Annotated in this window: 11 protein-coding genes and 1 pseudogene; 8 read left to right on the top strand and 4 right to left on the bottom strand. The window is 56.7% G+C overall.

What is annotated here, in order from left to right; translation table 11 throughout:
* Positions 1 to 259: 259 nt before the first annotated feature.
* The gene (locus tag J2Z17_RS21540) at positions 260 to 1,342 is read right to left on the bottom strand and encodes an alpha/beta hydrolase family protein (RefSeq protein ID WP_209948120.1); all 1,083 of its coding nucleotides are present in this window, start codon (positions 1,340 to 1,342) and stop codon (positions 260 to 262) included.
* 150 nt (positions 1,343 to 1,492) lie between these two features.
* Between J2Z17_RS21540 and J2Z17_RS21535 the strand changes: the two genes are divergently transcribed.
* Complete coding sequence (locus tag J2Z17_RS21535) at positions 1,493 to 2,380, top strand: LysR family transcriptional regulator (RefSeq protein WP_209948119.1); 888 nt, start codon at positions 1,493 to 1,495, stop codon at positions 2,378 to 2,380.
* A 76-nt stretch (positions 2,381 to 2,456) separates the two neighbouring features.
* On the opposite strand, the pseudogene J2Z17_RS21530 reads toward J2Z17_RS21535, so the two are convergent.
* A pseudogene (locus J2Z17_RS21530) lies at positions 2,457 to 2,798 on the bottom strand (Fic family protein); the annotation flags it as partial.
* A gap of 121 nt (positions 2,799 to 2,919) precedes the next feature.
* Here J2Z17_RS21530 and J2Z17_RS21525 point away from each other — a divergent pair.
* Both J2Z17_RS21525 and J2Z17_RS21520 read left to right on the top strand, forming a co-directional pair.
* Positions 2,920 to 3,615: a LysM peptidoglycan-binding domain-containing protein gene (locus tag J2Z17_RS21525; protein ID WP_209948117.1), complete on the top strand. Its 696-nt coding sequence runs from the start codon at positions 2,920 to 2,922 to the stop codon at positions 3,613 to 3,615.
* A gap of 63 nt (positions 3,616 to 3,678) precedes the next feature.
* Entirely contained in the window at positions 3,679 to 4,704 is a 1,026-nt protein-coding gene (locus J2Z17_RS21520) for an AI-2E family transporter (protein WP_209948115.1), read from the top strand.
* A 592-nt stretch (positions 4,705 to 5,296) separates the two neighbouring features.
* On the opposite strand, the gene J2Z17_RS21515 is transcribed toward J2Z17_RS21520, so the two are convergent.
* Positions 5,297 to 6,064, bottom strand: a complete 768-nt coding sequence (locus J2Z17_RS21515; RefSeq protein WP_209948113.1) for an EAL domain-containing protein — start codon at positions 6,062 to 6,064, stop codon at positions 5,297 to 5,299.
* A gap of 393 nt (positions 6,065 to 6,457) precedes the next feature.
* On the opposite strand from J2Z17_RS21515, the gene J2Z17_RS21510 reads away from it, so the two are divergent.
* The 5 genes from J2Z17_RS21510 to J2Z17_RS21490 all read left to right on the top strand — a co-directional run bounded on the left by J2Z17_RS21510 (position 6,458) and on the right by J2Z17_RS21490 (position 13,997).
* Positions 6,458 to 7,315 carry an SDR family oxidoreductase gene (locus tag J2Z17_RS21510; RefSeq protein WP_209948111.1) on the top strand — a complete coding sequence of 286 codons (858 nt, stop codon included), beginning with the start codon at positions 6,458 to 6,460 and terminating at the stop codon, positions 7,313 to 7,315.
* A gap of 182 nt (positions 7,316 to 7,497) precedes the next feature.
* On the top strand, positions 7,498 to 9,213 hold the full coding sequence (locus J2Z17_RS21505) for a sensor histidine kinase (RefSeq protein WP_209948108.1): 1,716 nt from the start codon (positions 7,498 to 7,500) through the stop codon (positions 9,211 to 9,213).
* 2,137 nt (positions 9,214 to 11,350) lie between these two features.
* The gene (locus J2Z17_RS21500; protein WP_209948106.1) at positions 11,351 to 12,241 is read left to right on the top strand and encodes a LysR family transcriptional regulator; all 891 of its coding nucleotides are present in this window, start codon (positions 11,351 to 11,353) and stop codon (positions 12,239 to 12,241) included.
* 151 nt (positions 12,242 to 12,392) lie between these two features.
* Positions 12,393 to 13,187 carry an SDR family NAD(P)-dependent oxidoreductase gene (locus J2Z17_RS21495; protein ID WP_209948104.1) on the top strand — a complete coding sequence of 265 codons (795 nt, stop codon included), beginning with the start codon at positions 12,393 to 12,395 and terminating at the stop codon, positions 13,185 to 13,187.
* A 33-nt stretch (positions 13,188 to 13,220) separates the two neighbouring features.
* Positions 13,221 to 13,997: an SDR family oxidoreductase gene (locus J2Z17_RS21490; RefSeq protein ID WP_209948102.1), complete on the top strand. Its 777-nt coding sequence runs from the start codon at positions 13,221 to 13,223 to the stop codon at positions 13,995 to 13,997.
* On the opposite strand, the gene J2Z17_RS21485 is transcribed toward J2Z17_RS21490, so the two are convergent.
* Positions 13,904 to 14,428 (bottom strand): SDR family NAD(P)-dependent oxidoreductase, encoded by a 525-nt coding sequence (locus tag J2Z17_RS21485; protein ID WP_245224260.1) that lies wholly within the window; start codon positions 14,426 to 14,428, stop codon positions 13,904 to 13,906. The two genes, J2Z17_RS21490 and J2Z17_RS21485, sit on opposite strands and share 94 nt — an antisense overlap.
* Positions 14,429 to 14,633 lie beyond the last annotated feature (205 nt).

The raw sequence follows: 14,633 nt of genomic DNA, 5'->3' as shown, positions 1-14,633 counted from the left end.
GCCGTGTTCCTCTGGTGATACCGATCCGTGCTTATGAGGGCGCCAGGGAGCCAGAACTCATGTCGACAGGATATTGCTTCTGACGCATGGAGAACAGAAGCGCGAAGCGCGTCCGGCTGCCATGCGCCAGGATCCGAAAGCGTTCCTTGAGAATGAGGACCATTTGGCCGAGAGGTTCCCGAGTTACTTGCAGCCGCAAGTACACAAGATTCGAACGCCTCGCGCAGTCGACGGCAACATCAGGATCTACGTCGCGTCTCTATCGCTCGACATGCTTGTCAACCCACTCGATGAGAAGATCCGCGACCTTTATGTTCTCTTTGCCCTGCATGAACATATGCGTGCTGCCCTTGACGCCCACGGCGGGGAGCGAAATGAAAGTGATGTCACCACCAGCGGCTTTGATCTGCTCCATTTCTTTGTCACAGGCTGCAGATGGATCACTGCCAAGATAATCGCCCACCATCACCAAAATCGGAACCTCGGCAAGCGCGGTGACCTGCTCGTCCGTTAAGTTGGAGAAGCAGCCGGTCTCCAGTTGGATCAGTCCCTTGATCCCGCCTTTGCCCTTCAGGACGGCTTGGGTCGGGAATCCCGCCGACTGAGAGTGGCCGACGAGGATTGCTCCTCCAAGGTCTGCGGCCAGATCGGCAACGTTGGCGACGGTCGGGTTCTTTGTTTCAGGCTGGATCAACTCGCCCAACAGGCTCGGCACCTGGGTCTCGATCATGTCAGGAATGACCTGCTTGGCGAATTCATCAGTTGCCTCGATTGGGAACTGGACGTCCGGCCAGGCCTTGCCAAGCTCAGGACCGAACCTGAAAACCTTCCAGGCCATTCTCGAAGTGCCAAGAAAGACCTTCGGCTGCGCCTCAGGCGGCAGACTTTTGTTTTTCACCTGGTTGAAGATCGTACCATTGAAGCCCGAGCGCGCCCGCCCTGTCTGTTCGGCAAGATAAGTGGGAAATCCCTGCCGCGTGAAATATTCGAACCAGCCCATGCGGCCGTCCGGCGTGGTCTCCCATTGCTTTGAAGAGAGTAGCCCACCATGCATGAATACGATCGGCAGATGCGTCGGCTTCAGCGGGGTTTGGAACTGGACATACATCTGATCGACGACGACATCACCGGATTCGAAACTCTCACCGAATATATCCTTGAGGTCGTCCCAGCCGGCACTCTCGGTCTTGACGGTTCTGCCACCGACGAAAAAGCTGCCTTGACTCTGAAGTACAAGAGGCTCCGAGGAAGGCTTGATGTCAGAAAGCGATTGCGCCGAGACACCTGCCGTACTGAGAAAAAGCGCAAGCACGGTTGCCTGCATTTGGGAGAACATCTGCATCGTAGACCCTTGTGTTGAGCAAAGTTCGATGACGTGGGATACCTGCGACCGGTGCGAATTCACATGTCATCTGTGCTCACAGGCTGTACAACGGTTGGCATCGGCGAATAAACTCTGAGATCAGACACAAGGGTTGTGAAGAAACGCACCATGGATCATTGGGATGAGTTACGCATGTTCCAAGCTGTGGCCAAAGGGGGAACGGTGCGTGCGGCGGCTGACGCGCTGGACCTTAACCACGCAACGGTCCTTCGCGGCATTGCGCGTCTGGAGCAGAGGCTCAAGACAAAACTTTTCGAAAAGCTTCCTTCCGGATACAGGCTGACGTCAGCGGGTGCCGACATCGTGGATCTTGCGGCGCAGATGTCGGAAGCATCCACCAAGATCGAGGGACGTATCTTCGCTCGCGACCAGAGCATATCTGGCCCGCTGCGCCTCACCCTCCCCATCTCTTTTGCGACCGATATCCTGATGGAGACGCTTACCGGCTTCAGATCCTCCTACCCCGACATCGCGCTCGAAATCATCGGGACCGGAACGGTTGCGAATCTAAGCAACCGCGAGGCGGATGTGGCTTTGCGCGTGGTGCTGGGAAACGGGTCACCGCCCGACAACCTTTATGGAAGCAGGCTTTGCGCGTTCAACACAGCGTTTTATGTACGTCGTGCTGGGGCGGGCGGCGTTTTGCCCGCCTTGGCATGGTTGCTCGGGCCGGGCGAGGACATTCCAAGGGACTGGACACCTGGAGAAGGTATCGAATTAGCCGCCATCCCTGTCCGCTTTTCAGAGATGCGGTCAAGATTGCACGCCACGCGCGCAGGTATGGGCATCACGTTACTGCCCTGCTTTGTCGGCGACGCAGACCCTCTGCTTTCTCGTGTCCCAGGTAGTCCGGTCATCCATACCGGCGATGTGTGGCTTCTAACCCACGTCGACACCCGGCAAACTCTACGCGTCAGACTTCTGTGCGAACGTATACGCGACACTATGCGAACCGTCTCCGCCAGGGTCGAGGGGCGAACGGACACTTACATCTGACCATCTGCAAGCTCTCCGAAGTGCCGCATATCCTTATACGCCCATAGGGTCATTGACATTTGACGTGGACCCCCACAATCCACTCGCGGTCTTCGAAGAGATCGACGATCTGGGTTGCAGCTTCAAATGCCTGATTGGCAATGTCGGCGACGCCGGCCAGGAATACCCCAGCCAAGCTTCCCAGTTTCGATCTTCGCGACAATAGCGACTGAGCTATGGAGGCGGCTTTCGCGAAACGCCGTTCATGCAAAAATGTAGGGCTTCCAGCAGGCTGGCCGATACGACCGTTCCCATCTGGCAATGGATGGATCGTTGCGAACTGCATATGCGGCAGGCCAGCCTTGATCAGTGCCGGCAACCGCGACTGGTCGTCATGTACGATGCGCTCGAACGCATCCAGACAGGCAATAATCCCAGTGTTGGAAGAGTGGGTCGAAGCCCTCCTCTCCTAAACCCTGCATTTCCCTGCGGCTGCAGCAAATGATGGAACGATCTATTCTCCGAGAGGTTGGACTACAACAGAGCAGAAGGAGATGCACATGAGATTGGCGCTTACAACAACAGTCTGGCCAGCCCTCGGTTTTATTATGCTCGGCGTTATCCCCGCCACAGCAACACAACAGGGTTGCAAAGCAGTAGAGCGTTTAAATGGGGGGGAGAATATAGAGCAGCTTGCTGATCGGTGCGGCATATCTGTGGATGCTCTGCTGCGGGCTAATGATGCCTCCTCCCCCGATCGGCTAGAAGAACGTGAGGTGATCGCCGTACCACAAGACAGGCTTGGGAAAGACTGGCTCGAAAGAGCGCGGGGCGCCGTCGTGGATGCAGGACGGCAGGTAACTGAGGCTGCAACTGCCGCAGGTCGATCGGTGTCGGATTATCTTAAGGATCAACCCGATCTCAACCAGGAGGTGCTATCATTCGGCGAGAGGCTTGGCTTACCAGGCGTCGCATCAGGCCCAACGACCGGCCCCAGACTCGAGGTCGTTGTTCAGGATGAGGAAAAGCTTGAGGTGTCAGCATCGGGATTGCCAGGCAATACGGACGTCATTTTCGGCTGGCTCTCCGATGGCGTTGTAGAGCCGCTTGAGAAACTGGCAACGGATAGCCAAGGCCACCTTGACGCAACTGCTCAACGACCCACTGCGCTTGCCCACGACAATCGGGTGATGTTCGTCGTCGAAACAGCGGACAAGAGGCTTCGTCTTGCGGCCGATCCCGTAAGCGGACGATAGTTTCTGCATCAGAAACGCGGAATTCGACACATGCGATGAGAGCAAATTAGACTTGAGGTCCAAATGTTAGAGCTAACCAGCGAGCCCGTTCGTCGGCGTGTATCAGTCGCTGCTGTGCTGGTTACCTTCGCGCTTTTTCTCCTTTTCCTGCCTGGTACGACGCTGATAATCTTCGGCGGGATACTGATCGCCATTCTGGTGCGTTCCTGTGGGACAGCACTAGGTCGCTTCATCAAAATCAAGCCGATATGGGGCGTGTCCCTGGTTCTCATTTTCGGCAGTGCCATTCTCGCGCTATTTTGTCTGGCGCTCGCACCGTCAATCTCCGGCCAAATCGACGAGTTCTCGCGCCAAATTCCAGGTTCTTTGGAGACCCTTCGGTCACGCATGCAAAATTACAGTTGGGCGAAGGGTATATTGGCCCATATCGACAAGATCGATTTCTGGTCCGCGGCCTGGCGCGGGAAAGCCACCACCGCCGTCACCTCTGCCTTCGGCTACATCGGCAACACGATTATTCTCCTATTTATCGCCATTTACGGTGCCTTGGACCCCGGCACCTACCGCCGCGGCTTGCTAGCGCTTTTCGCCCCTAGCCTCCGTTCGAGGGCCGATGTGGTGCTCGACCGTTCGGTTGCTACATTGCACCAGTGGCTGATGGCCAAACTGATTGCGATGTGTGTCGTTGGGGTTCTCACCTTTATCGGGCTCTGGTTTGTTGGCATCCCTCTAGCGCTGGTGCTAGGGTTGCTCGCCGGCCTGCTGGCTTTCATTCCAAATTTAGGTCCAGTGATCGCCGCCGCACCGGGGCTTCTGCTTGCACTGCCGCAAGGCACCCACACTGTGCTGCTTGTGCTGGGGGTTTACCTCGCTGTCCAGACCCTGGAAAGCTATGTCATAACCCCGATCATCCAACAACAGAAGGTAGCACTGCCGCCACTGCTGGTCATCTCATCACAATTAATCTTCGGCTCGCTATTTGGTCTTGGCGGGCTTGCCCTAGCGACGCCACTCACGGCACTTGGCCTTCAGCTGGTATCCGACCTTTATGTCACGATCTACCTGGAGCAGTCTGAACCGTCACGTTGAATGACTGGCGCGTTGTCACCAAGCAAATACTAACCTCATGTTTTGTTGTACATTCCCCAAAGAGTTCAGTGAACATAGACCCGACGCACATGATTGAGCCGCCCGTTTTGAAGACCCAGGATTCACCCGGCCAGCAATGCGTCGTCCTGATCTGAACTAGGCTGCTACCAAGGCTGTTTGAGGCTGGCATACTGAACTCAATAAATCAGTGCCTTCATTTCACGGGGGCGACGTCACCTGGAAGCATTGAAGCTGTGTGGCAAGCTACACCTATCAGGTTGTTGTCGATCCCGGCTCAGTCGAGCCCATACCGAGGATGTTCCAATGGCGCGTACATTGCGTGGCACGCCAAAAACAGAACCAAAGCGAAATTGATGTGGAACAGTTCTGTGGAGCAAGCACCTGCGCATGTGAGCGCATTAAGAGCAGGTCTCCGGGACAGGGGTGTGACACACTGAAATGATGGGGGATACGAAGGGTGACGCATCTTCCGCACCGTCATCCGTAGGTGGTACGCGGCGCCGGAGCGGCCCCGTTCAGAACCTTCCTTCAATCCAGGCGCCAGTCCTGGCGTCAGGGCAGCGTCAGTTGCTTACGCCGCTATGGTAAGAGCCTTATTCCCCGCCACGGGCACGGCAAGCGATTCAAAACTCGGTTTGGCCAGAATGTAACCTTGGATAAGAGAGACGCCCAAATCTTTCAGAACTATCAGCTCGCCAGCGGTCTCCACTCCCTCGCAAATCGGTAGGATCGCCAGGTCTTCGAGCATATGGAGCGTATGCTTGACGATTTTTCGTCTCACAGGATCTTCATCGATGCCTCGAATGATATCCATGTCCAGTTTGACGATATCCGGCTGAAAATGTGTCAGCAAGCCTAAGCCCGAGTGGCCAGCGCCGAAATCGTCAATCGCCGTTTTGAACCCCATATCTCGGTAGGTGCGCAGAATATTGAGGATGTGCTCCGTGTCGAGCTTTTCGTTTTCGGTGAACTCAAAAATGATCCGGTCGAGCGGGAAACCAGTCTTCATGGCGGTTGCCAGGGTGAGCCGAATGCATGCCCGCGGCTCGTATACGGCGTTCGGCATGAAATTGATCGACAGCTTCACATTGTCAGCCGGATCGAAAAGTGTGGAGGCCAATTCGATCGCGGTCACCCGACACTGTTGATCGAAGGCGTATCGGTTGTGCTCCTCGACTTGGCCAAGGACAGATCCGGCCCCTTCCCCTTTCGGTCCACGGACCAAAGCTTCGTGCGCGAAGACCGCACCAGTTGTGATGTCGACAATTGGCTGGAAGGCCATAGAGAAGGGTCGCTGGAACCCAGCTCCATCAAGGCAGCCTTTGCATTGTGTCGACATCAAGAGCACTCCGTTACGTCCCAAACGTATAGGAGCAGCCTTAAACTTTCGTTGCTTTGACGTTACAAGAATGCAGTCAAGCGCGACCGTAAAGGCGCTCAGCTCTGGCAGGAAGGCCCGAGCGCTTTAGTGGATTTTTCGTCAGGGATTGGCGAGCTCGCCGACGGCAACCTTCCGGCGGAAATACGTCATGGGATCACACCCTGCCGCGGTTCGGTACAGTCGGGGGCGCCAAGGGAACCAAAGACGGCGCGGGTGGGTTGCAGATGTCGTAGCCTTGTCAAAAGAGCTGTCGTGGCAACGCAAATGACAACAGCGTTTGCCGTGACGGGTCTCCCGGCGCAACGCATGCGTGCCCGACATCTTTCAAACTGCTGCCCAGAGGAGAGCACAATGTCGCAATATCCCGTCCCTCCCTTTGATACACCCACCCAAGAACTGCCCGGCCGTACGGAGCAAATGAACCCGCGGCCAGACCACGGAGAGCTGTCCTACAAGGGCTCTGGCAGACTTGCAGAAAAACGTGCCGTCATAACTGGCGGGGACAGCGGCATAGGCCGCGCCGTCGCAATTGCCTACGCACGCGAAGGGGCCGATGTTCTGATATCCTATCTTGGGGAGGATGACGATGCCGAAGTGACGCGCGACCTGGTGGAAAAGGCCGGCCGTAAGGCGATCTTAATCAAGGGCGATATCCAGGACCCCGGCCATTGCCGCCGGATCATAGACACCGCTGTCGAGCGCTTTGGTGGTATCGATATTCTAGTCAACAACGCGGCGCACCAGATGAGTTTCAAAGAACTGGAAGACATTACCGACGAAGAATGGGAGCTCACATTCAAGGTGAATATCCATGCGATGTTCTATCTCACCAAGGCCGCGGTCTCCCACATGAAGCCCGGCGGTTGCATCATCAATACCGCCTCGATCAATTCCGACAATCCCAATCCCACGCTCCTAGCCTATGCCACGACGAAGGGCGCTATCCAAAATTTCACGGCAGGACTTGCACAGCTTCTGGCAGAAAAGCAGATCCGCGCAAATGCTGTCGCGCCCGGTCCAATCTGGACGCCGCTGATCCCAGCCACCCTCCCCGCCGAGGCGGTCGAGACGTTTGGCCTGCAGGTACCAATGAAGAGGCCGGGCCAGCCGGCGGAACTGGCAACTGCCTATGTCATGTTGGCCGATCCCCTCTCAAGCTATGTCTCCGGCGCAACGATCGCCGTAACCGGCGGCAAACCAATGATCTAGGGGAATTAGATTAGCTTGTTGCGTCGTTCCTCATGGCATTCTTCCGCGGACTTGCTTCAAAGCTCTCTGGATATATCAACGCATAGGCCTGGCCGTGATCCCCGCCCGGGGCTCTTGGCAGCGCATTGAAATTCCCGCGCATCGGCTGTAGCCACACCGCGATGTGCGCAGTGGGACGTTTGGTGCAGAGATTCTGGACACCCTCCCACTGCGGTCCCCAAAAACCGCTGGAGGAACGCCGTAACATTGCCGTCATCGAGCGGCTGTGGCAGGAGAAGCCATGGCATCGCCTTTCGGTACCTGCATCATTGCGGGTTCATCCAGTCAAGGTGAGTGTGAAGGGGCAAGAAGATGCGATGGCTATCCTGAAGAGACAGGGCAGAGCGAATGACGCAAGGGGACTGTCGGCACTGCCGATCTGGCTAAGCCTTGCCTTTATAGGCTTGATGCTGGTCTTCGGCGGCATGTTGCTGATGCAGAGCTATCGAACGGCGCTGAGAAACGGGGAAGTCCGCGCGGCCGCATCGGCCCAGACAGTGGCTGCCAATGCCCAGTGGATGATGGAGGCCAGCAATCAGGCGCTGCAGCGGATCGATGCCGCCTTGAGCCTTAACGGCATCCGCACGGCCGGCAAAATCCTCGACCTCGAAAAAGCGGTCGGCGACCTTCCTATCGGTTTCAACTACGCCGTTTTCGACGCCGCCGGGCATCTGCGTTTTTCCAGCGTGGGCGACGCCCGCTCCATCAACATCGAGACACGCGGTTATTTCGCCAAACTGGCGGGCGGTCAGGATCTGGCGATCGGTCGGCTGACCAGGGACAATCAGATAAACGCCTCGGCGTTCACCATTGCACGGCGCGTCATGCGTGACGGACAATTCCAGGGCGTGGCGGCGATCACCATCTCAAATGCCTTCGTCGATCGATTTTGGCGGACCATGGGGCTCGGGGCCAACTCGACCGTGTCCATCATCCGAGACGACGGATGGCTGATAGCACGGCATCCGGAGCCCGACGCGGAAGTGGATCTTGGCCAGACCGCATGGTTTGCAATGCTGAAGGATCATCAAAGCGGGATCTATCATAGCCCGGTGTCGCCGATCGACGGCATATCGCGCATCGTCGCGTTTCAGAAAATCGATGGCTGGCCGGTGGTCGCCCTGGCCGCGATAGATCGTGCCGAGGTGCTCGACCAGTTCTGGCAGAACCTGAAGTCGCAACTGCTTATCGTCATCCCATTTGCCTGCGTGCTCAGTCTGGCGACCGCTTGGATCGTCCGCCTTTTGCACGGGTTTGCGATCCGCAACAATGAACTTGAACGGGCGTTGGAACGGAACACGTTCCTGTTCCGAGAAATCCATCATCGGGTCAAAAACAACCTGCAGACGGTTCAGGCGCTAGTTCGCCTGCAGCCGCTATCGCCGGAGGCGAAATCGGATGTAAGTCGCCGGATTGCCGCGATGGTGTCGATCCACGAGCAGATCTATCAGACCGATCAGTTCGAGACCATCGAGATTGCGCCCTACGTCAACAAGCTCGTCACGGATATCGCATCGTCATTCGATAAGAATGTCGCACTGGATCTTGAGCTGGACGCCGTCGCCGTCGCCAGGGACCATGCCCTTCCCCTCGGCATGCTGATCAATGAAGTTGTGTCCAACGCCTTCAAATATGCATTCAACGGAGCCGACAATGGCAAGCTCAAGGTGCGTCTGTCGCAAGAGGGCCTGAAAGGCAATCTGTTGATCCGAGATAATGGGCCGGGCTATGATCCGCTGCAGGCGCCGCAGGGCATGGGAAGCAAGCTGATTGCGGGCTTCATCGCCCAGCTTGGTGGCGAACTGCATCTCGAGCGCGACAACGGAATGGTATTTCGGGCGAGCTGGCCGATCGCCTGAGAGGCCTGCACGGGAAAGAGCAAGCCATGGTCAGGCCGCGTCCGAGTCCCTTGACATGAGGGTAGCGTAAGACTGCAATAATTTGAGAAGAGCTCATCACGATCGCGAGCCTTCAGCAATGCTTCGATTGTTTCGACAGGTAAGAGACAGCGAATATCACGCGGAGAGGAAATCAGGATCGCAATCGCCAAAGGCAATCGCATGGATGATTTTCACACCGGTCACGGCGGTGATATCGAAAGCCACATGGGGCTGCAGGCTCGTATACGTGAAAGCTTTTCGCAATTCGAGAGAGGCTAATAGTCTTCACCGCAACCCTTATTTGGCCTTCTTTTTAAAGCTTCTTAATGCTTCGCACTCGGAGAGCTGTATGGCGTTTGCCGCATCGCATCGTTTGCAAGACGGCGTCCTCGCCGCTGCCTACCATCCTACCGATCTATCCAAGCATCTCGATCAGCTGGACTTCGGATCTTATGCCGGCTCTGTAAATCTCGATTAGAATACGGGCCTCACGTTTTGCTACAAAGCCATTTTTCGAAATTCCGCGCCGTTGGCAAATCTTATCGAATACAGCTTGCAGGATCTTCAGATCCTCCGGTGTAAGATGGGCAATCTCAGCAACATGCTTTTCGATCAATAAACTACCCCCAAGCGCACGGTAAGTGACCGAAATGGCCGCGCGCACCTCTCACTTTAGTATTGCGCCGGAGCCTACCATCGGCAATGCGCAACGAAAAGCCCGCTGGAAACGTGGCGCGGAGAAGCCGTTCGCTTTTCTCCAGAGACCCTAAGGTCTGCTAGGTTACACGCGCATAAGACGGTGTTATTTTGCTGTTTGACGTTGACATATCGACGCCAAGTTAGTGGTCTGCGCAGCCATCCCCCCGTGGCTGCGCGGCCATTTCCATTTTTGAAGCTGCAGTTGTCCTTTGAGATGCCACTGAGGGCAGCTACCCCGCTCGTCAATTTTTTCGCGGTAAATGTCTCATCACGACTTCCCATGGCTTCTGCAGAGTGAGCCGAGGTTCGCCAGCCTTAGGATAACCGCACCGTTACGCTGCCGAGACTTATGAACACGCATGCAGTTGCGGGACCGACCGGTGCTGTCGCCTCGGGTGGCCATCTCCTTTCTCGGCTATGAAAATGCCGCCGATGGATTCACCGCCCGGATCTCGCAATGGCCCGTGATCATCGTCCAGGCAAAGACCGCCGTCAGCTTACCACCCTGCGTAACGCTGCGGATAAGAAACTGATCGCGCATAACGTCTTCACCTCGTCAATGATCAGCCAATCCGCGGATGAGTAGATGGCCCGCACGAAGGCGGCGTCCGGTGCCAACCTTGAATACTGGGTGTCGCACTGTCGCACACTTCTGCGGACTGGTAGGGGACAGAAGCCATTGCGGCAACCTGGTTCTCACAGGTCACTGGTGGGCTTGAAGAAGGGATCGTTCAGGTCCGCGGCGTCCAATTGCTCTGTGCGCTCGTTTTGTCCTGCGCAACGGGCCGGGCGAGCTTTGACTGAGCATGCCGCCTTCCTATACGACTGCGTAGAACAGACCGTGGATCATGATCTGCCGCAGGAAGTCTGGTTCCTCCAAGCCTTTGATCTTTTCGCGGCTGGTGTTCAGGAGGTCGTCGACATGCCTATGGCCCAAGCCGAATTGCTGCACAGGTTTCTCGAGCAAAATAGGGGTCGACTGTCGCAGCGCGCGCGCACGGGAGTTTGCTGCACTCAACGATACGGAGGTTGAACAGATCGAGGCGCTCTACGCCCGCGTATTCGATCAACCTGCCCAATGATACCAACATTTCGATGGCTCAGGAGCATTGCGACCGGATCCAGCCAATCTGGTCTATTTCGACAGACTCATCGCTCGCCGCGCCACCCGTTTGGCATTTCGTGGGAACACGCTGCTCCTTGAAATGTAACGGTTGGGGGGCGGACGAAGACTTGTATCGCCAAGAAGGAGTTCCTGTGCTCCCATGCAGACCGAATTTGCGCGGTGGAGCTGTATATCAAGCTCAGCAAGCGGGTTAAGGCGACGACGCGCTAACACCGAAGACTGACATGTGTTTAAAACGAGGTGCTGGCGTAGTAGGAGGTCCACCGAGCCCCGATATCGTGAAGGACTAACATGGATCGGCTTTCCGAGCTTGAGGTGTTTCTTGCTGTCGTTGAAACGGGCGGTTTTACGGCCGCCGCCCGGAGAACCGGCACATCACAGCCGGCGGTGAGCAAGGCGATCGGTACGCTTGAAGAGCGGCTCGGCGTCGCGCTTTTCAATCGCAGCACCCGAAACGTCACCATGACGGACCAGGGCCGCAGATATTATGATCGCATGAGACCTCTGATCGAGGAGATTGACGACGCCAATCGAGAAGCGATGGGCAGCCGCGCAGACATGTCGGGATCGATCCGCATCGCGGTACCTACAACGTTCGGTCGTCTTCATATCCTGCCCGTCATTCCTAATATGCTAGCCGAATATCCGAAGCTCCGAGTGGATCTGATTTTATCAGATCTCCGTCGGGACATGGTCGAGGATCGGGTCGATCTGGTAATAAGAGTGGGAGCTGTCGGGGAGCCTGATGCCATCGTCAAGCGCGTGGCAAGAAGCTCCCTCGTATGTGTCGGCGCACGTCAATACTTCGAAAAGCATGGGGTCCCCTCAGAGCCCGCCGAGCTCACACGTCACAATTGCCTCGTTTACGGCGGCTTCGAGGAGGTGGCGAATTGGCCATTCGTCGGCCCACAAGGTCATTTCAGCGTTGCTGTGCGCGGTAACCTCTCCTCCAACAGCATGGAGACGATCCGTGCGGGTGTGCTTGCCGGCGTCGGAATTGGCATGTTCACAAAAGCGTCGCTTGTCCAAGAGCTTTCGCATCCTGACGTGGTGACAATCCTGGACGACTATGTCCAGGCCACAAGAGACATCAGCTTCGTCTGGCCCAAACGTCGGTTGGTTTCCGCCCGGGTCCGCCGCGTGACGGACTTTTTGGCCATGGCGCTAGAAGGGCAGTTCTAACTGATCGAATCCTGGTTGACCCCGATGAATGCTTTCACGGGGTGGTAGTCATTTATTCCGCCTGGGTATGAATACCATGCTGATATCATTTATTATCGCTCTTTCCGTCATGCGCTATGGAAAATGATCGTCGCAATCAGAAAGACCGATCATGAACATTTCACTTGCGGGCCGCAAAGCGGTTGTTACCGGATCGACCGCCGGCATTGGTCGGGCAATCGTAGAGGGTTTGGCACGCGCGGGTGCCTCAGTCGTTATCAACGGCCGTAGCGAAAGCCGGGTCACCACAGCGGTGGCTGAGGTCCAGGCACTCTTCCCGAACGTCGAGATCAACGGCATTGTTGCGGATGTGGCAACGAAGGAAGGCAGCGCAGTTCTTGCGTCCCGAGCCCCTAGGGCGGATATCCTGGTCAACAATGCTGGCACAGCCAACCCCAAGCCGTTTTACGATCTCGCCGACGAAGACTGGCTGAATCTGTTTCAGCTTAACGTCATGAGCGGTGTCCGTTCAGCGCGTTATTATCTGCCTGAGATGACGGAGCGCGGCTGGGGGCGGGTCGTATTCATTAGCAGCGAACCCGCACTCGCAATCCCGAAAGACATGATCGACTACGGTATGACAAAGACAGCGCAGCTGGCGATTTCGCGAGGGCTAGCCGAAACAGTTGCCGGGACCGGCGTAACGGTCAACTCGGTGCTTCCTGGCCCTACGAGTTCAGAAATCATGTCGACCTGGATGAAAGCAACAGCCGCCGCCGAAGGCATTACGCAAGAGCAGGCAGAGCTGAACTTCGTAAAGACCATGCGGCCAACCTCGCTGCTGCAACGGTTCACAACGCCGGAAGAAGTGGCCAACATGGTGATTTACCTGTGCTCGCAGCAGGCCTCCGGCACGACCGGGGCCGCGATGCGCGTTGACGGCGGCGTGCTCAGGCAGATCGCCTGATCCGTTCACGACCACGCTGTTAGGAAATTGACCATGACAAAATCACAGAACGAAGAACTGAAGCGTCCACATTCACCTTCCTATGATCTCACCGGACAACGCGTAGTCGTTGTCGGCGGAAAGACAGGGATAGGGCTAGGCATGGCCTTGGCTGCTCACGCGGCAGGAGCGAGGGTAACGGTCGCCAGCCGGCGCTCGGCCCCTGCAACAGAGCATCCGGAGCTAGCACCTTTCGGGCAGATGGTGCTCGATATCAGTAATGAGGAAGCCGTTCGCGCCGCCTTCAACGAGATCGGCAGTCTGGATCATTTGCTTGTCGCCGCGGGTCCGACCGATGGCAGCTGGGGTGCATTCATGGACGAAGACATGCGAGGTGTACGCAGCTATGCAAATAGCAAGTTTCTTGGCTCCTGGGCATGCGCGCGCTATGCAGCCCCAAACCTTTCCTCCGGTGGGTCTATCACCTTTCTGACCGGAGGGATCGCCGCGCGTTCCAAGATCGGCATGACAGCTGTCACCTCGACTTTTGCGGCCGTGGAGGCACTGGCACGCTCGCTGGCACTCGAACTCGGACCCATAAGGGTGAATGCAATTCGACCCGGATTCATCGACACCGACCTGTGGAACTTTTTATCTCCCACAGATGCGGCAGATGTCCGTGAGAAGGTACGCGCCAATTTTCCTGCACGTAGGATCGGATATCCGTCCGACGTAGGTCACGCGGCCGTGTTTTTGATGACCAATCCCTTCGTCACCGGTACCGTGCTTGAGGTCTCCGGCGGCGAAACGCTGATTAACTGGCAGTTCTGAGCCGTGGCAGGGCAGTTGCTGTACCCGGCCGACTTGAGATCAGGTACAGTTTTGCCTGCACAGTAGGTCGCATGAGCCGAATAGCCTGTGCTTCCGGCAATGGACCTAACGAGGACAACCGAGCCGCCCTCTGTCATTGCGGGGAGCGCTGCTTGGAGACCAAACACCATCCCTCGGACGTTGACGTCAAAGTGGCGGTCGAAGTACTCAGCTGTCATATCCGCGATCTCTGAAGACTCGGAAATACCCGCATTGAGCACAAGCGCGACAATACCGACGGCGCCATTGCCGATACCCTTGGACGCCTTTTCAGCATCTTCACCTCCACGACTGGTGAGGAAGACATGCGCCCCTCCGGCTGAAAGGCGCTTTGCAATCGCCAGACCAATACCCTTCGCGCCGCCGACCGGCAAAGCCACTTTGCTATTCATTCGAGCAATGACATCCTCAACGACTGGCAGGAAGTCGCAAGGCTGCGGTGCTCGCTCTGCGCCGCGCCGCAGACTTTAGGCTCGCAACTGGAAATCAATGCCGCTTACCTCGCCTGATTGACCGATGCCCAGAGGCGGCCCATGCAGGCGAGATCTGCCGTCGCTTGCGACGGGAAAAGACTCTCCGATGCTTGATGGACATTGT

It is taken from the genome of Heterorhizobium halophytocola (genome assembly GCF_017873095.1).
GTDB classification, from domain to species: domain Bacteria; phylum Pseudomonadota; class Alphaproteobacteria; order Rhizobiales; family Rhizobiaceae; genus Allorhizobium; species Allorhizobium halophytocola.
This window is presented reverse-complemented; position numbering and strand designations above follow the sequence as displayed.